The sequence below is a fragment of the Rhodopseudomonas sp. NSM genome, from assembly GCF_052445935.1.
Taxonomy (GTDB): domain Bacteria; phylum Pseudomonadota; class Alphaproteobacteria; order Rhizobiales; family Xanthobacteraceae; genus Rhodopseudomonas.
Genome location: NZ_JBQTCH010000002.1, coordinates 474,103 through 492,923 on the forward strand (window position 1 = coordinate 474,103; position 18,821 = coordinate 492,923).

Annotated in this window: 17 protein-coding genes; 6 read left to right on the forward strand and 11 right to left on the reverse strand. The window is 65.8% G+C overall.

Going from position 1 to position 18,821, the window contains the following annotated elements; genetic code table 11:
* The first annotated feature begins 221 nt into the window (after positions 1 to 221).
* Both ACTZWT_RS06515 and ACTZWT_RS06520 read left to right on the forward strand, forming a co-directional pair.
* Positions 222 to 566: a PilZ domain-containing protein gene (locus ACTZWT_RS06515; RefSeq protein WP_444768874.1), complete on the forward strand. Its 345-nt coding sequence runs from the start codon at positions 222 to 224 to the stop codon at positions 564 to 566.
* A 536-nt stretch (positions 567 to 1,102) separates the two neighbouring features.
* Positions 1,103 to 2,623: an ArnT family glycosyltransferase gene (locus ACTZWT_RS06520; protein ID WP_444768875.1), complete on the forward strand. Its 1,521-nt coding sequence runs from the start codon at positions 1,103 to 1,105 to the stop codon at positions 2,621 to 2,623.
* Between the two features lie 239 nt (positions 2,624 to 2,862).
* On the opposite strand, the gene clpA is transcribed toward ACTZWT_RS06520, so the two are convergent.
* Both clpA and clpS read right to left on the reverse strand, forming a co-directional pair.
* Positions 2,863 to 5,256: an ATP-dependent Clp protease ATP-binding subunit ClpA gene (clpA, locus tag ACTZWT_RS06525; RefSeq protein ID WP_444768876.1), complete on the reverse strand. Its 2,394-nt coding sequence runs from the start codon at positions 5,254 to 5,256 to the stop codon at positions 2,863 to 2,865.
* Between the two features lie 197 nt (positions 5,257 to 5,453).
* Complete coding sequence (gene clpS, locus ACTZWT_RS06530; RefSeq protein ID WP_444768877.1) at positions 5,454 to 5,783, reverse strand: ATP-dependent Clp protease adapter ClpS; 330 nt, start codon at positions 5,781 to 5,783, stop codon at positions 5,454 to 5,456.
* 463 nt (positions 5,784 to 6,246) lie between these two features.
* Here clpS and ACTZWT_RS06535 point away from each other — a divergent pair, with 463 nt between their 5' ends.
* On the forward strand, positions 6,247 to 7,635 hold the full coding sequence (locus ACTZWT_RS06535) for a pilus assembly protein TadG-related protein (RefSeq protein WP_444768878.1): 1,389 nt from the start codon (positions 6,247 to 6,249) through the stop codon (positions 7,633 to 7,635).
* 451 nt (positions 7,636 to 8,086) lie between these two features.
* Complete coding sequence (locus ACTZWT_RS06540) at positions 8,087 to 9,817, forward strand: serine hydrolase (protein WP_444769219.1); 1,731 nt, start codon at positions 8,087 to 8,089, stop codon at positions 9,815 to 9,817.
* A 264-nt stretch (positions 9,818 to 10,081) separates the two neighbouring features.
* Here the strand turns inward: ACTZWT_RS06540 and ACTZWT_RS06545 are convergent, their stop codons facing one another.
* The 4 genes from ACTZWT_RS06545 to ACTZWT_RS06560 form a co-directional block, all read right to left on the reverse strand.
* Complete coding sequence (locus ACTZWT_RS06545; RefSeq protein WP_444768879.1) at positions 10,082 to 10,807, reverse strand: DnaJ domain-containing protein; 726 nt, start codon at positions 10,805 to 10,807, stop codon at positions 10,082 to 10,084.
* A gap of 43 nt (positions 10,808 to 10,850) precedes the next feature.
* Positions 10,851 to 11,591: a VWA domain-containing protein gene (locus ACTZWT_RS06550; RefSeq protein WP_444768880.1), complete on the reverse strand. Its 741-nt coding sequence runs from the start codon at positions 11,589 to 11,591 to the stop codon at positions 10,851 to 10,853.
* A 100-nt stretch (positions 11,592 to 11,691) separates the two neighbouring features.
* Positions 11,692 to 12,525, reverse strand: a complete 834-nt coding sequence (locus tag ACTZWT_RS06555) for an alpha/beta fold hydrolase (RefSeq protein ID WP_444768881.1) — start codon at positions 12,523 to 12,525, stop codon at positions 11,692 to 11,694.
* 271 nt (positions 12,526 to 12,796) lie between these two features.
* Entirely contained in the window at positions 12,797 to 13,720 is a 924-nt protein-coding gene (locus tag ACTZWT_RS06560; RefSeq protein ID WP_444768882.1) for a division plane positioning ATPase MipZ, read from the reverse strand.
* Positions 13,721 to 13,947: 227 nt separating this feature from the next.
* Between ACTZWT_RS06560 and panC the strand changes: the two genes are divergently transcribed.
* Positions 13,948 to 14,799, forward strand: a complete 852-nt coding sequence (panC, locus tag ACTZWT_RS06565; protein ID WP_444768883.1) for a pantoate--beta-alanine ligase — start codon at positions 13,948 to 13,950, stop codon at positions 14,797 to 14,799.
* Here panC and ACTZWT_RS06570 read toward each other — a convergent pair whose 3' ends face one another.
* The 4 genes from ACTZWT_RS06570 to ACTZWT_RS06585 all read right to left on the reverse strand — a co-directional run bounded on the left by ACTZWT_RS06570 (position 14,800) and on the right by ACTZWT_RS06585 (position 17,498).
* Positions 14,800 to 15,237: a DUF1489 family protein gene (locus ACTZWT_RS06570; RefSeq protein ID WP_444768884.1), complete on the reverse strand. Its 438-nt coding sequence runs from the start codon at positions 15,235 to 15,237 to the stop codon at positions 14,800 to 14,802.
* Positions 15,238 to 15,272: 35 nt separating this feature from the next.
* Positions 15,273 to 16,283, reverse strand: coding sequence for a hypothetical protein (locus ACTZWT_RS06575; RefSeq protein WP_444768885.1), 1,011 nt, complete (start codon positions 16,281 to 16,283; stop codon positions 15,273 to 15,275).
* A gap of 156 nt (positions 16,284 to 16,439) precedes the next feature.
* Complete coding sequence (locus tag ACTZWT_RS06580) at positions 16,440 to 16,631, reverse strand: hypothetical protein (RefSeq protein ID WP_322517439.1); 192 nt, start codon at positions 16,629 to 16,631, stop codon at positions 16,440 to 16,442.
* Between the two features lie 210 nt (positions 16,632 to 16,841).
* A complete protein-coding gene (locus ACTZWT_RS06585; RefSeq protein ID WP_444768886.1) occupies positions 16,842 to 17,498 on the reverse strand; it encodes a glutathione S-transferase family protein in 657 nt (218 codons plus the stop codon).
* Between the two features lie 185 nt (positions 17,499 to 17,683).
* On the opposite strand from ACTZWT_RS06585, the gene ACTZWT_RS06590 reads away from it, so the two are divergent.
* Positions 17,684 to 17,959, forward strand: a complete 276-nt coding sequence (locus tag ACTZWT_RS06590; protein WP_444769220.1) for a DUF3253 domain-containing protein — start codon at positions 17,684 to 17,686, stop codon at positions 17,957 to 17,959.
* A gap of 18 nt (positions 17,960 to 17,977) precedes the next feature.
* Here the strand turns inward: ACTZWT_RS06590 and ACTZWT_RS06595 are convergent, their stop codons facing one another.
* Positions 17,978 to 18,772: a YdcF family protein gene (locus tag ACTZWT_RS06595; protein ID WP_444768887.1), complete on the reverse strand. Its 795-nt coding sequence runs from the start codon at positions 18,770 to 18,772 to the stop codon at positions 17,978 to 17,980.
* Positions 18,773 to 18,821 lie beyond the last annotated feature (49 nt).

Below are 18,821 nucleotides of genomic sequence, written 5' to 3' on the forward strand. Positions count from 1 at the left end.
TGATCGTGTGGTCGAGGCTGACACGGCAACCCGCGCTATTATCGCACGATCGCCAAGGATGTTCCTTCTCGCTGAACGTACAATGCCGCATTGTCGCGCAAATCTCACGAACGGCGGATCGGACACACGATCGATTCAGGTTAACCCGCGATCGGCTCGCCCGCGCCCTTCCGCACCTTCCGAAGCCGCCTACACTCCGTCGCTCATGCGTGGAGGGTTCGATGGACGATCGGCGGAAAACCCGGCGGGACAAGGTTGTGTATGGCGGCGTCGCGGCGATCAACGCGCGTGGCTCGACCCGGAACTGCGTGGTCCGCAACATCTCGGACGACGGCGCCACGGTCGAGTTCGGCAGCGCGGCCGGCGTCCCGGACCAGATCGCGCTGACCGTCGCCAGGAAGGCCCGGACCTATCCGTCGAAGATCGTCTGGCGCCGCGGCGATACGGTCGGACTGGCGTTCAGCGCGGCGGCCGACGGCTCGGACCTCGGCGAGCGCCTGCGCAAGAGCGAGCGAAAGAAGCGCGAGCTGCAGCGCAAGATCAAGGTTCTGCTCGGAGAGGCCTGAGCGGCCGGCGCGCGCCGCCGCAGTATCCGGTTCTCCGCAAGTCGCCTTTCCGGCAATTGCCTCGCCTGCCGGATGGACTACAACGTCGTCCTGACTTCACGATCAGGCCCGCGGCTGCGGCTGCGTCGCCGATCTGCAGAGGACGACGCACCATCAAGCGCAAGCAGCCCAGGAACCAGTCGAAGAACCAGTCGAAGAAGCGGCGGCCGAAGAAGCAGCACGGCGGCAACAGCGGCGCGAGCCCGGCCGTCGGTGCGGTCGAGACAGCCGCCGCTTCCGACGTCGGTGCCGAGACCGCGGCGGCTGACTCGGCCGCAGCATCTGCGCCGGTCGCTGCGCCCGCGCCGCGCGGGGAAAAGGCCGAGAGCGCGCCGGCGCGCTTTGCCCCCGGCGCTCCCAAACGTCCCGTTGCGCAGCCAAAGCCGTCCACTCTCAAGCCATCACCCCGCCAACCGGCCGCGTCGCCGGCTCCGGATGCCGCACCGGTTGCGCGCCCCGCCGGCGCCACGCCGGGGCTGCTGCTTCGCGCCTGCGACGTGGTGTTACAAATCCTGCGCGGCGAGCCGCGGCGGCTGCTGCTGTGGATCCTCGGCATCTATGGCGGGCTTTGGTTCGTCGCGGCCATCAGCTTCCCGGGGCTGCCGGCGATCAGCTACGAGATGTCGCTGTTCGGCAAGGAGCTGCAGGCCGGCTACTGGAAGTATCCGCCGCTGGCGCCCTGGTTGACCGAGATCGCCTCCCTGCTCACCGGCCGGTGGAGCGGCTCGCAGCTCCTGCTGTCGATCGGCTCGGCGCTGGCGACGCTGGTGCTGCTGTGGCGGCTCGGCGCCGGCATCGTCGGCGCTGCCGGCGCGACGCTGGCCGTCGCGCTGACGATCCTGATCGGCTGCTTCGGCCCGCAGGTCACCGGCTATGATCCCGCGATCGCCAGCCTGCCGCTGACGGTCGCGGCGGTGCTGCTGTATCGGCAGGCGGTGCTCGGGCAGGCGCGGTCGAGCTGGATCGGCCTCGGCGTCGTTTGCGCGCTGCTGGGCAATGCCAATCACGCCGGCATCGCGCTGATCCTGGTGCTGCTCGGCCATCTGCTGCTGACGCGCGAGGGCCGCCGGCAACTGGGCACCCTGGGCCTCCCGATCGCAGCGCTGGTCTGCTTCGTCGTGCTGTTGCCACATCTGATCTGGCTGGGTCAGGCCAACGCATCAGCGCCGGTGGCGGCGGGGGCGTCGGCGGATCTGTTGCCGCGGATGGGCGCAGCTTTCGCGTTCGTATTCGGCCAGGCGGCGCTGCATGCCGGGCTGATCCTGATCGCGGTGCTGGCGTTGTTGCCGCGCGTGCCGCTGCAGGGCGAGCCGGCCGTGATCGAACGCGATTCACCGCCCCCGTTCGATCGCTCGCTGATCCTCGCCGCCGCTTTCGTGCCGTCGCTGCTGGTTGCGGTCGGGAGCGTCCCCGACTGGTTCACGATCGGTGCCTACACCGGCAGTTCGCTGGTGGCGCTGTCTGGGCTGGCGCTGATCCTGCTGCTGCCACCGCGGCTGGTGCTGCGCGCGCCGCGCCTCGCAGTGGTGGCGTGGTTGCTGGTGCTGATCGGCGTGCCGTTCGCCACCACCGCCTCGATCTACACCAGGGCCTATGGCGACGGCCCGCTGCCGACCGAACTCTACCCTGCCCGCGCGCTGTCGCATGCGATGCAGGCGGTGTGGAAGAGCCGGACCACGAGGCCGCTCGACAGCGTCACCGGCAGCACGCGGCAGGCCGGCTTCGTCGCGTTCGGAGCCTCGCCGCGGCCGTCGGTGTTCATCGATGCCGACTTCGCCAAAAGCCCATGGATCACGCCGCAGCGGCTGAAGCAATCCGGCACGCTGGTGGTGTGGTCGACCGATGAATTCGCGCGCACCGATGAGATCCCGGCGCCCTATCGCAGCGCGCTCGGCGGCGGCGCGCCGGTGTTCGGCACGATGGTGCTGCCGCTCGGCCGCGGCAAGCTGAAAGCCTATGGCTGGGCGATGATCGCGCCGGAGGGCGAAACGCTGCAGGCGCCGGCGCCGGCGAAGTAATTAGACGGAATTCTTCATCAACCCTCGCCACAAGTCTCAACGTCATCCTGAGGTGCCCGTCGAGCCGCGCCACAGCGCGGCTCGACGGGCCTCGAAGGATGGGCTGCAAATGCCGTCCTCGCCGCCGCATCCTTCGAGGCTCGCTGTGCTCGCACCTCAGGATGACGACTCGCCCCAACCAAAAAAAGGCCGGCGATTGCTCGCCGGCCTTCTTGACTCGTCGCTTGCTCGCAGCCTGATCAGGCCTTCTCGACCTGATCCTTGGCGCGGGGCTTGGCCTTGCGGGACGCGCCGCGCTTCTTGGCGCCCGGCAGGTTCTCGGGCTTCGGCGTCACCGGGCCGTCGAGGAATTCGAAGGCGATCTTCTCCAGCTCGACGCCGGCGACCGCCTCGTCCTTGACCAGCACCACCTTGACGTGGCCACCGCCCTTGAGCTGACCGAACAACACCTCGTCGGCCAGCGGCTTCTTGATGTGCTCCTGGATCACGCGCGACATCGGCCGCGCGCCCATCTGCTCGTCATAGCCGTGCTGCACCAGCCAGGCCTTGGCCTCGTCGGTCAGCTCGATGGTGACGTCGCGATCGGCGAGCTGCGCCTCGAGCTGCAGCACGAACTTCTCCACCACCATGCCGATGACGTCGGCATTGAGGTGCGCGAAGGACACGATCGCGTCGAGACGGTTGCGGAATTCCGGCGCGAACTGCCGGTTGATCGCCTCGTGGTCGTCGCCTTCCCGCTTGTTGCGGGTGAAGCCGAACGCCTGCCGCGCAAGATCGGCGGCACCCGCATTCGTCGTCATGATCAGGATGACGTTGCGGAAGTTGACCTGCTTGCCGTTGTGGTCGGTGAGGCGGCCGTGATCCATGATCTGCAACAGCACGTTGTACAGATCGGGATGCGCCTTCTCGATTTCGTCGAGCAGCACCACGCAATGCGGATGCTGATCGACGCCGTCAGTCAGCAGGCCACCCTGATCGAAGCCGACATAGCCGGGCGGTGCGCCGATCAGCCGCGAGACGGTATGACGCTCCATATATTCCGACATGTCGAAGCGCAGCAGCTCGACGCCGAGCGAGGACGCCAATTGCTTGGCGACTTCGGTCTTGCCGACGCCGGTCGGGCCCGAGAACAAATAGCAGCCGATCGGCTTTTCCGGTTCGCGCAGGCCCGCCCGGGCGAGCTTGATCGAAGCCGACAGCGATTCGATCGCCTTGTCCTGACCGAACACGACGCGCTTCAGCGTCGTCTCAAGGTGCTTCAGCACCTCAGCGTCATCCTTCGACACGCTCTTCGGCGGGATCCGCGCCATCGTCGCGACGGTGGCCTCGATTTCCTTGATGCCGATCGTCTTCTTGCGCTTGTTCTCCGCCACCAGCATCTGCGCCGCGCCGGATTCGTCGATCACGTCGATCGCCTTGTCCGGCAACTTCCGGTCATGGATGTAGCGCGACGACAGTTCGACGGCCGATTCGATCGCCTCGTTGGTGTATTTGAGCTTGTGATAGTCCTCGAAATACGGCTTGAGGCCCTTGAGGATCGCAATCGCGTCCTCGACGGTCGGCTCGTTGACGTCGATCTTCTGGAACCGGCGCACCAGCGCGCGGTCCTTCTCGAAGTGCTGGCGGTATTCCTTATACGTCGTCGAGCCCATGCAGCGGATCGTGCCTGATGCCAAGGCAGGCTTGAGCAGATTCGAGGCATCCATCGCGCCGCCGGAAGTGGCGCCGGCGCCGATCACGGTGTGGATCTCGTCGATGAACAGGATCGCGTTCGGATGCGCTTCGAGTTCCTTGAGCACCTGCTTCAGGCGCTCCTCGAAATCGCCGCGGTAGCGCGTGCCGGCCAGCAGCGTGCCCATGTCGAGCGAGAACACCGTGGCCGCCGCGAGCACTTCCGGCACTTCGCTGTCGACGATGCGCTTGGCGAGGCCTTCGGCGATCGCGGTCTTTCCGACGCCGGCTTCGCCGACGAACAGCGGATTGTTCTTCTGCCGGCGGCACAGCACCTGGATGGCGCGGTTGATTTCGGCATTGCGCCCGATCACCGGATCGATCTTGCCGTCGCGCGCCTTCTTGTTGAGGTTGACGCAATAGGTCTCGAGCGCGTCGCCCTTCTTCTTGTTGGACTCCTCGCCGCTCTTGGTCTCGGTCTCTTCGTCGACGCCGCGCACCGGCCGCGCCTCGGAGACGCCGGGGCGCTTGGCGATGCCGTGGCTGATGTAGTTGACCGCGTCGTAGCGCGTCATGTCCTGCTCCTGCAGGAAATAAGCGGCGTGGCTCTCGCGCTCGGCGAAGATCGCGATCAGCACATTGGCGCCGGTCACCTCTTCGCGGCCCGACGACTGCACATGGATCACCGCACGCTGGATCACGCGCTGGAAACCGGCCGTCGGCTTGGCGTCTTCGGAACCGTCGGTGACCAGATTCTCGAATTCGGTTTCGAGGTAGTTCACCAGGCTCGCGCGCAGCTTGTCGAGATCGACGCTGCAGGCACGCATCACCGCGGCGGCATCGGAATCGTCGACCAGAGAGAGCAGAAGATGCTCGAGCGTGGCGTATTGGTGATGTCGCTCGTTGGCGATCGCGAGCGCGCGGTGGAGGGATTGCTCAAGGCTTTGCGAAAATGTTGGCATCTCGTCCTCTGTGGCCCCCGCTCATCATGATCGCCGCTGCAACGTCGCGCAACAACAACCTTTCGACATATAGTGTCGCAACCCGCCGACGAAAGCCCCGTTCCCTTCCGCGTCGGGCGGCACACCAGGCAAGTCCGGGAAAACTCGCTAACAGAACCGATGCAAGAGCCGTTCCGAGTTCAGCGACCTGACCCCGCCTATTTCTTCTCCATCACGCACTGCAGAGGATGCTGGTGCTTTCGCGCGAAGTCCATCACCTGCGTCACTTTCGTCTCGGCGATCTCGTAGGTGAAGATTCCGCACTCGCCGATGCCGTGATGATGAACATGCAGCATCACCTTGGTCGCGGCCTCGATGTCCATCTGGAAGAACTTCTCCAGCACGTGAACCACGAATTCCATCGGCGTGTAGTCGTCGTTCAGAATCAGAACACGATACAGGTTCGGCCGTTTGGTCTTCGGCTTGACCTTGGTGATGACCGACGTCGTCGGGCTACCGCCGCTGGAGCGACCGCCTTCGCCCGCCATACGGGTCGTACAGTTCAATGGCCCGGCGGATGCGGGGACGGAGTCGGAACATGAAAATCGTTGCAGCATGGCTCAGGTATTCGAATCCCCAGGGAACTCATCATCACCGGAACCGCAACGCGCACAAAATGTGATCGACGATTCAGCTCCGGCTGTCCGCCACCCCGGCGGGCCGATCCGACAGGACCGGGTACCGCAAATATGGGTCGACACGCGTTGCGCCGCAAGCGCAGAAATTCCGGAGCCTGTCCAAACAGACGCTCCCCACCGAAACCTTGAATGTTAATGGATCCTTCCCGATTCGCCCGCAATCGCGGTGGAGCCGTTTGCGGGCGATTCACCCTGGGCGCGGTTCCGACAGCATTTGTCATGCAATTTAGCGAGTTTCGCAGATCGGCTTTACTCGCCGTTCAGCGGTAGAATGGAACATCCCGGCGATCTTCTTACAGTCGGGAATTTGCAGATGTCGCTGACGTCCATAGCCCCTTGGTCGAGGGACGTTTCGAGCCGCTTCGTCAAAGCGGAGGGAGGCAACGTCGCGATCCTCTTCGCGATCGCGCTGTTGCCGATGCTCGGCTTCATCGGCGCGGCGATCGACTATTCCCGCGCCAACAAGGCGCGCACCTCGATGCAGGCGGCGCTCGATTCGGCTTCGTTGATGGTCGCGAAGGATCTGTCGTCGGGGGTCATCAACTCGGGCCAGGTCGCGGCGAAGGCGCAGAGCTATTTTGCCGCCCTCTATACCAACACCGAAGCTCCCGACATCGCCGTCACGGCGACCTACACGGCGAAGGACAGCACGGGCTCGTCGACCGTCCTGCTCAAAGGCTCCGGCGAAATCAGCACCGAATTCATGAGACTGTTCGGCTTCCCGACACTCGGGATCGGCAGCGCCGCCACCGCCACCTGGGGCGGCACTCGGCTGCGCGTCGCGATGGCGCTCGACGTCACCGGGTCGATGGTTCAATACGGGTCGACCAAACTCGCCGAAATGAAAAAGGCGGCCAAGGCTCTGGTCGACAATTTGCGCGCCAACGCGCAGGACGCGGAGGACGTCTATGTGTCGATCGTGCCGTTCGCGCAGATGGTCAATGTCGGCAGCAGCAACAAGGGCGCCAGCTGGCTGAAATGGGATTTGTGGGACGAAGACAACGGCAGTTGCAGCACCAGCCGCTACAACTACCGAAACTATTACAACAAGACGGACTGCGAGAATGCCGGACGGACGTGGACCGCGAATCGCACCGCGTGGGGCGGCTGCGTCACCGATCGCGATCAGCCGGCGGACACCACCAAGGACGCACCGACCACGACGGCGACGAAATTTCCGGCCGCGGCCTACGATGCCTGCCCGGCGCAAATTCTGCCGATGACCTCGGCCTATTCGGCGAGTGGCGCCCAGACCGTAAAGGACAAGATCGATGCGCTGAAGGGCAACGGCGGCACCAATCAGGCGATCGGCCTGCACTGGGCATGGATGTCGCTGCAGACCGGCGTTCCACTCAACACCCCGGCCAAGGACTCGGACTACAAATACACTGACGCGATCATTCTGCTGTCGGACGGCATGAACACGATCGACCGCTGGTACGGCAACGGCTCGACCTGGTCGAAGGATGTCGACGCCCGTCAGAAGCTTCTCTGCGACAACATCCGCGCCGCCTCGGCCAGCAGCGAGACGAAGACCGTGATCTACACCATCCAGGTCAACACCGACGGCGATCCGGAATCCGAGATTCTGAAATACTGTGCCGACAGCGGCAATTTCTTCGCCACCACTACCGCGTCCGGCATCAGCACCGCCTTCGCCCAGATCGGCAATTCGCTGTCCAAGCTGCGCATCGCCAAATAGGTCCCCGGAGCCCGCCAGGACGGCCGGGCTCGCGACTTCGGCAATAAAGCACCGCGCGAAGACCAGCCGCTCCGAGCTCGTCGGAGCGGTATTTTGTGTCGACCAGATCGGGCCGCTCCCCTGCGAATCGCCGCTCGATCTGCTGCATTGCACCCTCCTGTCCGGGCCTCGCGCGCCGCACAGCGCGGATTTTACCGAAATCCTCGGGTTTGCCGCAACAGATGCTTAACCTTTTGGAAACGCGCCTCCCCTAACCTCTACCTCTGATTGTTCGCGCTCTTGAGAAAAAGCTGCGTAAACACAGCCGCTTAATCTCGACCGTTCGTCCTCGACACTATGGGTCGGGCTTCCGCGGCTGAACTCGAGGCCGAACCGGGAAGCGTTGCCGCCGTGACGGGCATAATTCTGCCTCACGGTCCGGTGATTGATGAAAGATCGGACGGGGACGTTCATGCACCGCAACACCTATGTCAGCTCGCGGGTCTTGCGAGTTTGCGTACTCGGCTTGGCCACCATCGCCGCTGCCGTCATCGCAACCACCGACACGGCGGACGCCCGGCGAAAACACCGCTCTTCCCGGCATCACGTCGAGCGCAACAGCTACAATCCGGCCTTCGCCTCGATCATCGTCGACGCCAACACCGGCGCCACGCTGAGCGCGACCAATCCCGACGCGCTGCGCCATCCGGCGTCGCTGACCAAGATCATGACGCTCTATATGCTGTTCGAGCGCCTGGAGGCAGGCAAGCTGTCGCTCGACAGCGAGATGGAGGTGTCGGCGCATGCGTCGTCGCAGCCTCCGACCAAGCTCGGTCTGCGCCCCGGCCAGACGCTGCGCGTCGAAGACGCCATCAAGGCGCTGGTGACGCGATCGGCCAATGACGCCGCGGCGGTGATCGCCGAAACCATCGGCGGCAGCGAGGCCGACTTCGCCAGAATGATGACGCGCAAGGCGCGTGCGCTGGGCATGTCCCGCACCGTGTACCGCAATGCCTCCGGCCTGCCGAACGACGATCAGGTGACCACCGCCCGCGACCAGTCGATCCTCGGCCGCGCGATCCAGGATCGCTTCCCGCGCTATTACCGCTATTTTGCGACCGCCTCGTTCAACTACCGCGGCGCCTCGATCCGCAACCACAATCGCCTGCTCGGCAATGTCGAAGGCGTCGACGGCATCAAGACCGGATACACCCGCGCGTCCGGATTCAACCTCGTCACCTCGATGCACCGCGGCAATCGCTTCCTCGTGGGCGTGGTGCTGGGCGGTCGCAGCGGCAGTTCGCGCGACGCGGCCATGCGCAAGCTGCTCGCCGAAAATCTGGAGAAGGGCGCGACAAGGCGCACCGTCGCTGCGATCGTTGAACGCGCGCCGTCGCAGACCGAGGTCGCGGAAGATGCGCCGGATACCCGCCGCCCGTCGCCGACCGTCCAGGTCCAGGGCGCCGTCCAGGTCGCTTCCGCCGCACCGGAGCCGATTGAAACGGTGGCCCGCCCCGTCCCGCCGGCACCCGTCACCCGCGCCATCCCAGCCAGGGCCGAGAAGCCGGAGCCCGGCCCGTTCAACAGCGGCACCATCGAGACCAAGCCGCTGTCGCTGGTTCCAGGTTCGTCGGAGCCGATGAAGCCGGTCCGGGTCAAGACGGTTCAGGTCAAATCGGCGCCGATCAAGCTCGCTTCCGCCGTCGCCGCACCGCCCGTCACCAACGCGATTCCGGCGCCACGCCGCGAGATCGCCGAAACCTCCACCGCCGCAATCGCCAAGGCCGAGTTGATCCAGCAGCCGGCCAATCACGGCACCGGCAACGGCATTCTCGGCGTGCTGCCGGCCTCGCGGGTGAGCCCGTCGAACGCCCGGGCGATGGCCTCGGTCGAGCCGGCGAACGCACCGTCGTCGAGCACGGTTCAGCAGAACGGCGCGATCAAATCGGTGACGCATACCGGCTGGATCATCCAGGTCGGCGCACTCGAGAGCGAGAGCCAGGCGCTGGCACGGCTCGAAACTGCGCGCGATCAGGCCCGCGGCCTGCTCGGCAAGGCCGATCCGTTCACCGAGACGGTCGTGTCCAAGGGCGACCGCAAACTGTATCGCGCCCGCTTCGCCGGGCTCGGTCGCGAAGAGGCCGAAGCCGTGTGCCGCAAGCTGAAGCGCTCCGACATCTCCTGCTTCACCATCAAGAACTGACGCGCTCCTAACGCAAGCCGGGCTCAGCCGACGTTCAGGGTAGATTGCGACGCGGTCGGGCCTTCGCCCGGCCGCGTTTGTACTTGCGCGGCCACAGTTCGCATCGTTGATGCGAGATCGCACGCGCGGGAGGGCGCGGGAAACCACTCGTCAATCATTGCGCGATAAAACTCCGACAACAGCCACGCCGGAATCGGCGGGCATGAGGTGTCATCAGAGAACCAGAGCCCTCGCAGTCTGTAGCGTAGAGTTGCGTTGCCGGAGTTAGCTGCGATGCGTGCGAAGCAAAGTGTCCTTGGCCGCGTTTACACGGGCGGCAAGGTACGTCGACCCCCCTTGGTCGGGATGCAATTTCTTCATCAGGGCGCGGTGAGCGCGCCCGATGTCGTCCGGCCCCGCGCCCGGCTTCAGGCCAAGGATCTCATAGGCCTCCTCGGCCGTCATTTTGCCGCTCGACGCCTGGCTTCCACGCCCCCCTGCCGCGTCTCCCTGCGCGTTCTGACGCCAGGCGGGAAACCGGCGGTCCAGATAGCTTTCAAGTAACGCACAGCTCTCGGCATCGAAGCCGGCCATCATCGCGGCGAGTTCGGAAAGATCGAACTCGTCCAGCGAGGGGCCGGCATGCACGCCGGTCAGGATGCGGCCGTTGACCGCACCGCTCTCGTGGTCGAGCGTCATTTCCAGCGCGGACGTGCGGACCTGCGAGGTCTGGCCGGGCGAGCGCCGGCCGGCCGACCCGAACACTCCGCCGAGCCTGCCGAAGCCGGTATTGCCCATCGGCGCCCAGCCGAGCAGGCCGGCGCCGAACAGGCCGAGCGGGATCGCCACCGCCAGCTGGCCCTTGACGCCGGTGAACAGGGCCGCCGCAAGCGTGACGATGCCACCGGCGACCTTGATCGCGCGCGCCAGCACGGCGGGGTTCGCCGACCGGACCATTTGCAGCAGCATGTAGAGAACGAAAACGGCGACGATGCCGACGATCAGAGTCATGAAGCCAATATAGGATGTCGGCCGGCAAAAAGCATCGTCGCGGCTATTTCATCTGCCCGAGCAGCAGCGCCGCACCCCCGCCGCCCCGGGCGAGCCGCAGCAACGCATCGCGGCCACCGGCCGCATAGGCCGCAGCCGCCCGCAACAGTTCGCGCAACTGCGCCACCGCCCCCGGATCGAACCGGCACCAGGCCCCGCCCGTCAACCGCGCGATCTCCCGGAACGCCTGTTCGGCCACGGGGTCGTAACCTTCCTGGAAGATGAACACCGGCACCTTCAGCATGCCGAGTTCGCCGGCCTTGGCGCAGAGATCGTCGACCGATTCCTCCATCGCGTCACCGACGAACACCACCGCGCGCACCCCCGACGCGACCGCCTCGCGGCGCGTGTCCGACAGCACGCGCCCGATCTGGGTATGGCCGCCGCGGCAGTCGATCCGGCCCATCAGCCGCGCCAGTTCGTCGCTGGACGAAATCCAGCCGCTGGCGCGGCATTCGCTCAGGCCGCGATAATATACCAACCGGATGTCGAGGCTGCCGATCGCCGCCGCCTCGCGGAACATGTCGGCCTGCAGCGCACAGGCCATGTCCCAGGTCGGCTGCCGGCTCATCGTCGCGTCGAGCGCGAACACCAGCCGGCCGCGTACGCCGGCCGCCCCCGGCGCCATCGCCCGGGCCCTGGCGACGAAGGCAGCGATCTCATCCGACGAATTGCTGCCGCGCACCGACCGACCGGCGGCGTCCGTCAGCGGTCGTTGGGAAGATTTGGTCGGATCGTGAGGCATCGAAGCTGAAGCTCGCGTTGGTCACGCGGCTTATGTGGCGCCTGCCCCCGCGGCGGTCAATGCCGGAGCGCCTCGACCGCAAGCGGCCAAAGCCCGCGGTTCATTTCACCTGAGCCATCGCGCCTGCGCCAGGAGCCTGTCGTGCCCTGACCGGCCCCGGCCTGGCTCCCTCGGTGTCGAGAAACTGGTCGAGCGCGCTGGAAATCGACGCCTTGACGTCTTCCGGTCCGCGATCGCTCATGTCGACGTGCTGGAAGCCGGTGTTGACCACGGTAATGCCGGCCTTGTCGCAGATCTCCTGATCCGGCACGACGCCCGGATCTGGCTTGAACACCGGGTCCTTGGACCTGAACGACAGAATTCTGAACTTGCCGTCGATCATGAACGGCACCCGCAGATTGTCCAGCGTCACCACCTTCCTGATCCGGTCGGGATGGAGCTGAGCGTAGTACATCGAAATATCGCCGCCGTTGGAATGACCGACCATCGTCAGGTGGTCGTAATCGGCATTCGGCTGCAACTTGCCGAGCTGTTTCACAGCGAATTCGATATTGGCGATGCCGCGCTGATACACCGGCAGCCGTCCGACATAGGGCTCGCCGACTTTCGTCATCAGCGGCGCGTCGCTGGCGAGATCGTGCTGGATACTCAACGCCATGTAGCCGCGCGCGGCGAACAGATTGGCGAGGAACGAGTACTCCGTGAAGCGGACGGTGTTGCCGTGATTGAGGATCGCGACCGGCAGCTCCAGCAGACCGGCGTCGGCCTGAAGCTCCTTGTCGCGCCGCACCGCGATGTCGACCGCGACCGGTCGGTTGCGTGCGGCATCGAAGAACGTGAGCGTCTCGTGACGGATCGCCCACTTCGAAGCGGTGAAATACGCTGCGGCCGTCACGAGGCACAGCGTCAGCAGAACGGCAATTCCGCGCGTCATGATCCATCCTGTAACGGCACATACCAAGGCCCGAGGCCTCGTATGCCGATACCGCGAGTTTAGATCACCGCCATATGACGGGAAGATCAAACATTAGGAGAATCGCGCTCGCAGCTTGTGCAACTGCACAATGCAGCGACATCGAGGGCCGTTTTTGCTGTCGCGGCAGCATGTTGCGGGATCGAACGGACGTCACGGAGGTCTCGGAAAGCAGACGATTCCATGCCCGCGCACCAGGCTGCGACCAAAGCAGCAGACGGCAGCCCGCCTGCTACGCGCCGACGATGTCGTGTAGTTCGAGCGGCTTGTCGACCTGGGCGAACCATTCGGCGCGGTTGGCGGCGCGGCGGCGCCCGCGTTCGTCGAGCGGCAGCTTCAATTGCCGCAGCAGGCTCGTGACTTCCTCGCGCGCGGTGACGTGACCCATGCTCGGCCGGGTCCCCAGCGTCGCCTCGGTGAGATCGTCGAGCGCCGTCAGTCCGCGCGGAAAGAACTCGCGATACACCACGCGCTCGGCGAAACCGTCGAGCGGGCGAAAGCCGATCTGCATCGCCAGCTCCTTCAGATTGCCCGCGACGAGCTGATTGTTGCGCGACCCCATCGTCGACAGACGGTTGCGCACCACGATCCAGTCGGTATCGACGCCGTCGAGCTGGCGCCGCCTGCGGCGTGCATCGAGCACCATCGACGCATAGTGGCTGGGGCCGGTCACCATGAACGTCGCTGGATCGACGCGGCCCAGCACGTCGAAATCCAGAAAACTGTCGTTGATCGGCGTGACCAGCGTGTCGGCCATCGAATGCGCCAGCCGCATCAGATAACTGTCGGCGCCGGGCGTATCGATTACGATGAAGTCGTGCGTGAGCTCGACCGCGGACACCGCGTCGGCGAATTGCGCGAACTCGCTCGCCTCGTTGTCGGCGATCTGCATCGTCTCGCCGAGCTTGATGCAGCAATGCTGCGGCAATTCGAGGTCCAGCCCGCTGTGCCGCGCCCAGGTCCGGCGGTTGTTGATCGAGCGGGTGAAGCTCTGCTGGCGGCAGTCGAGGTCGATGGTCGCGACGCGCTGGCCGGCTTTCAACAAAGCCACCACAATGTGCAGCGCCAGCGTCGACTTTCCCGAGCCGCCCTTCTCGTTGCCGAGGACAACTACGCGCGCCGGGCCGGACTGTGAATGCGGAGCCTGAACCAGCATCGATCTCCCCTTGTGGGTATTTTCAAAGCGGCGACCTCTGCGGTCAAGCAAATTGCGTGAACCCGCTGCCGGATCAACGGCGTTCGCGCTTCATCATGAATCGTGACGGCGAAGCAGCCGTTCCGGGCGCCGGAAAACCCCTTGGTGTTGGCGGCCGGCGGCGAGCTTTGATAAGATCGAAGTCCTCAACGCTGCCGCCCGGCGGCGCTTCATGCTTGCGAGTCCTCATGTCCCCTCCCCCCGTCGTCGCCCGCACCCTCCCCGCCCTCCGCCGCGCGCTCGACGATCTGCGGCGCCGGAACGCCACCGTGGCGCTGGTCCCGACCATGGGCGCGCTGCACGACGGCCATCTGTCGCTGGTGCGGCTGGCGAAGCGGCGCGCCACCAAGGTCGTGGTGTCGGTGTTCGTGAACCCCACCCAGTTCGCGCCGCACGAGGATTTCGGCTCCTACCCGCGGACCTGGAAGGCCGACGTGGCCAAGCTTGCCGCCGAAGATGTCGACCTGATCTGGAATCCCGACGTCAAGACGATGTACCCGGAGGGCTTCGCGACCAGAATCGGCGTCGAGGGCCCCGCCGTCGCCGGACTCGAGGATCGCTTCCGTCCGCATTTCTTCGGCGGTGTTGCCACCGTGGTCGGCAAGCTGTTCCTGCAGGTCCGGCCGGATGTCGCGGTGTTCGGCTCGAAGGATTTCCAGCAGCTCCGCGTCGTGACGCGAATGGCGGCGGACCTCGACCTGGGCGTGAAGGTGATCGGCGCGCCGACGATCCGCGAGCGCGATGGCCTCGCGATGTCGTCGCGCAACGTCTACCTCACGCCCGAGCAGCGCGCCGTCGCGCCGACGCTGTATCGCGCGATGAAGGAGACGGCGAAACTTCTCAAGGCCGGCAAGAGCGCGGAAGCGGCGTTGGCTGCTGGCGCGAAGATGATCGCCGAAGCCGGCTTCGCGCTCGACTATCTCGAAGCGCGCCACGCCGACACGCTGGCGCCGGTCCGGTCGATCAAGGACGGTCCGATCCGCCTGCTGGTCGCCGCCAAGCTCGGCAAAACGAGGCTGATCGACAACGTCGCGGTGTAGTTACAGCAGCCCGAGTTCGCGCAACTCGCGACGCATCGGCTCCGGCATCGCTGCGATGCTCTCGGCGGCCTTGCCGAGGTCGGGCGGTGCGTCTGCGGCGGTGAGATAACGCCAGCCCTGAAACGGCCGCATCGGCCGCGGGCTCACCGCATGCACCTTCGGCTCCATGATCAGACGGCAGCGGCCGATGCCGTCGCCGTCCCGAAACGGCTCGATCCCGATCAGCTTCTCACGCGCGGCGACCTCGCCGCGGATCACCCAATAGATCGAGCCGCCGTCGAGCAGCTCCGCATCGCGCTTCGGCACCATCCGGGTGATGTGGACATGCTGGCGCGACAGCCCCTGCTGGCGCGCCAGTTTGGCGCGCTCGGCGACCCGGTCGGTCAGGTCCTTCACCGACTCGCAGCCGACCGCCAGCTTGATCAGATGAAGCGCCATGGTTCGGATCGATCCTGATGCGGGAGGGTTCGCGATCAGTTATCCGGATTTGCCCCCGCCGGCGCAAGCTGGACCGGCGCAGCCAATGGCGGCTTCGGCTTCGGCTGCGGCGGCGGTCGCCTGACAGCGGCCTGGGCATTCGCGGGGGCCTGTCCGCTGGACGGAGCCTGGGCGTTGGCTGCTGACGGCGGCCGTCTGGGCGCGGCGGGCGGCGGCGCATGGCCGGCTGCCGCGTTTGTGGCGGCCGGCTTCGACGCGGCCGGCGCCGGCTCGGTCATGATCGAAATCGGGGGGATCGAGGACGAGGTCGCGAAATCGATATTGACCGGCTTGCCGCTCGGCGCCTCGGCGGCGCCGAGCACGCCACCCGGCACCGGCGCGGCGCCCGCGAGAGGTCCACTTGCCGCGCCCCACGATGGTGCGGCCCGGGTCACGCTCGTCTCGTAGACGTGCTCGTTCATATTGGCCGAGATTCGGCTGTGGTCAGTCAGCGACTGGAACGCCGCGCATTGCTCGGGCACGCAGCGCTCCTGCGAGGTCAGCACATAGGCGATCAGGCCGTAGCGGTCGCGTTCGATGGCGCTCCTCAACCGGTCGAGCTCGGGAGTCATGCGCCGGTTCGCCGACGCGACGTCGCCGTGCGCCGTCAGATTCGCCAGCCGGGATGATGCGTAGGACACCGCCGCCGCGACCGTCTCGGGTCCACCGAACAGCACGCGCTCGCAGGCGGCCTGCACCGCATCGCCGGCGAGATCGTCGACGCAGGCCAGCGCCGGAATGGCGTGGATGCTGCGTCCCGCGTCCGCGCTGCGCAGCGACGGCCCCGCGCCGTCGACGAACAGCCGCCACGACGCGAAGCCGGCGATGCCGACGGCGAGCAGCGTGATGAATCCGAGCACGCCATTGGCTGCCGACTTGTCGGCGCGCAGCAACGCCACGAGAAGAACCAGGGTGAAGATGGCCAGCGCGGTGACCGCGGCCAGGACCGGGAAATTCGGCGAATGCAGAATGCGGTCGGCTGCCGCCGACCATGACGGCCAATCCATGCGCGTTGTCCCCTTGCGCCTACCCGGATCAAATCAACACGGGATTTGCGACCAAAATACGCGCGCGCATTGCGGGCGAGTCATGCAATCAAAGTTCCGCCGCGCCATCGGTCGGCGGGCTGCCGGCGTTGCGACGCCGGTCAGCCAACGGCCGGATCAGGTAACCGTGAGCTGGCTTTCCTTGGCCACGCGCTCGAAGGTTTCGGACGAACTTTTGATGCGATACTGACAGTCGTGGCCATCGGTCGGGAGCAACCGGATGACCTCGTAAATACCGCTCGCTGCCGGGCGGGCAACGTTGCTGGCGGTAAAATACACGTTTTCACCAACCACGAACTTGTGCTTCAACGCTCTACTCCATGCGCCAAGAGAACGCCGGCTACCGCTGATCCCCTGCGCAAGCCGGCCAAAACCCTAGTGCTTTATAGCATGCGAGGGGGTCCGATGACCAGTGATCAGAGGGCATAGCTCCGCATCGAATTTGCAGCTTTTTCAGCGAGGTAGGCCAGATCGTCGCAGCGTTTTCGGGAGTCTTCCGGCAGCGATCGGGGAACCCGTTCAATCCGCCTCGAATTTCGGGATGATCAGGGTCTCGGCGAGCGCCGCTTCGGTCCATTCGCGGAACGCCGGCAGCGCCCGCATCACGTCGACATAGCCCTGCGAGATCGGATCGAGCTCGATCGCGTAGGTGCGGAACCGGTGCACCACCGGCGCGTACATCGCATCCGCGCCGCTGAAGGCCCCGAACAGATAGGGACCGAACCTGCCGTAACGCTCGCGGCAGTCGGTCCAGATCTGTTTGATCCGGGCGATGTCGGCCTGCGCCGCCTCGGACAGCGTCTTCGGACCGACCGGCCGGTGGATGTTCATACCGCATTCGTTTCGCAGCGCCGCGAAGCCGGAGTGCATCTCCGCCGACACTGCGCGCGCATGCGCGCGTGCGGCGACGTCATCGGGCCAGAGCTGCGCCTTGGGAAATCGCTCGGCGGCGTATTCGATGATCGCGAGCGAATCCCAGATCGTCACGTCGCCATCGATCAGCACCGGCACCTTGCCTGAATCGGTGAAGGCGAGGATGCGTTGCTTGTCCGCGTCGCCGGTGTAGAGCGGGATCACGACTTCGTCGAAGGCGGTGTTGGTCGCCTTCAGCGCCAGCCACGGCCGCATCGACCAGGACGAGTAGTTCTTGTTGCCGATCACCAGCGTGCGCGCCATCGATGAACTCCAGAAACAGCCGATTCCACACGGCCTGCAGCACAATCAATCGCGACGCCGGGCTGGCTGTCAATCACGGCGTTTTCGATCGAAGCGGCACCGGTTCGCATCAAGACAACGCGTCGATCAGAACCGAAGCGCGAGTGGCGGTTGCGAACGACGGCGCGATGCTGCAGGTGTGGCGGATGAGCATCCAGGATTCGACCACCCCCGCGCCCGCGTCTCTCGAAGATGCGCTCCTCTCCATCCTGACAAAGGCCAGCCCCGGCACACTGAGCGCCCCGGAGATCGCGCATGCGATCTCTCCGGAGGGCGATTGGCACGGCCTGCTGATGCCGATCCGGCGCACCGCAGTGGCGCTGGCAATGGCCGGCCGGCTGGTGATCTATCGCAAGGGCAAGCCGGCCGACCCGACCGACTTCCGCGGCGTCTACCGGCTCGGCCTGCCGCGGCACGATTGAAGCTAAAGCGACTGAACGCTAGGGCGACGGCAGCAGGCTCGTGGTCCGGCCACTCAGCCGATAGGCCAACAGCCCGGCCCATTCATGGGCCGCGACGTCGGTGCGAGCCAGCCCGCTGCTGAGCCGGTTGAACGGCAGCGCCGCGTCGCGCCAGCCGCGCGTCCGCCAATCCACCGGATAGGCCGTCACGTCGAAACCGGCGGCGCGGAACGCGGTGATCGAGCGCGGCATGTGGAACGCCGAGGTCACCAGCAGCCACAACTCGCCCGGCTTCGGCGACACCAGCTCGCGCGTGAAGCTGGCGTTCTCCGCCGTCGTACGCGATCTACTCTCCACCACGAAGCGGTCCGGCGCGACGCCGAAGCGCGCGAACAGGCCGGCCGCGATCGGCGCCTCGGCCACCGAATTCTGCATCAGATTGCCGCTGCCGCCGCTGTAGACGATCCGTGCCTGCGGATAGTCCCGCGCCAGCTCCAGCGCGGCCATGACGCGCTCGGCCGAGGAATCGAGTTCGAGCGAATGGCGCGCGGCACTGACCTCGGAGTCGATGGCGCCGCCGAGCACGATGATCCCGTCCGGGGCGCGGCCGCTGTATTGCCACGGCGGGAAGCGCTCCGACAGCGTCAGCAGCAGCACGCTGCCGAGCGGCGAATAGCCGACGATCAGCAGCGCCACGACGCCCACGCTCAGCACCCCCGCCCCTGCCCGCCGCCACCGTGTCAGCAACAACAGCACGCCGACCGCGCAGATCACCGCGATGGTGTTGGAGGGGTGGATGAAGAAGCCGAGGATCTTGGAGAGCACGAAGAACATCGTTCACCTGCGCAGCGATGCGGTGCCCGCGAGGTGCTCGATTTCAACG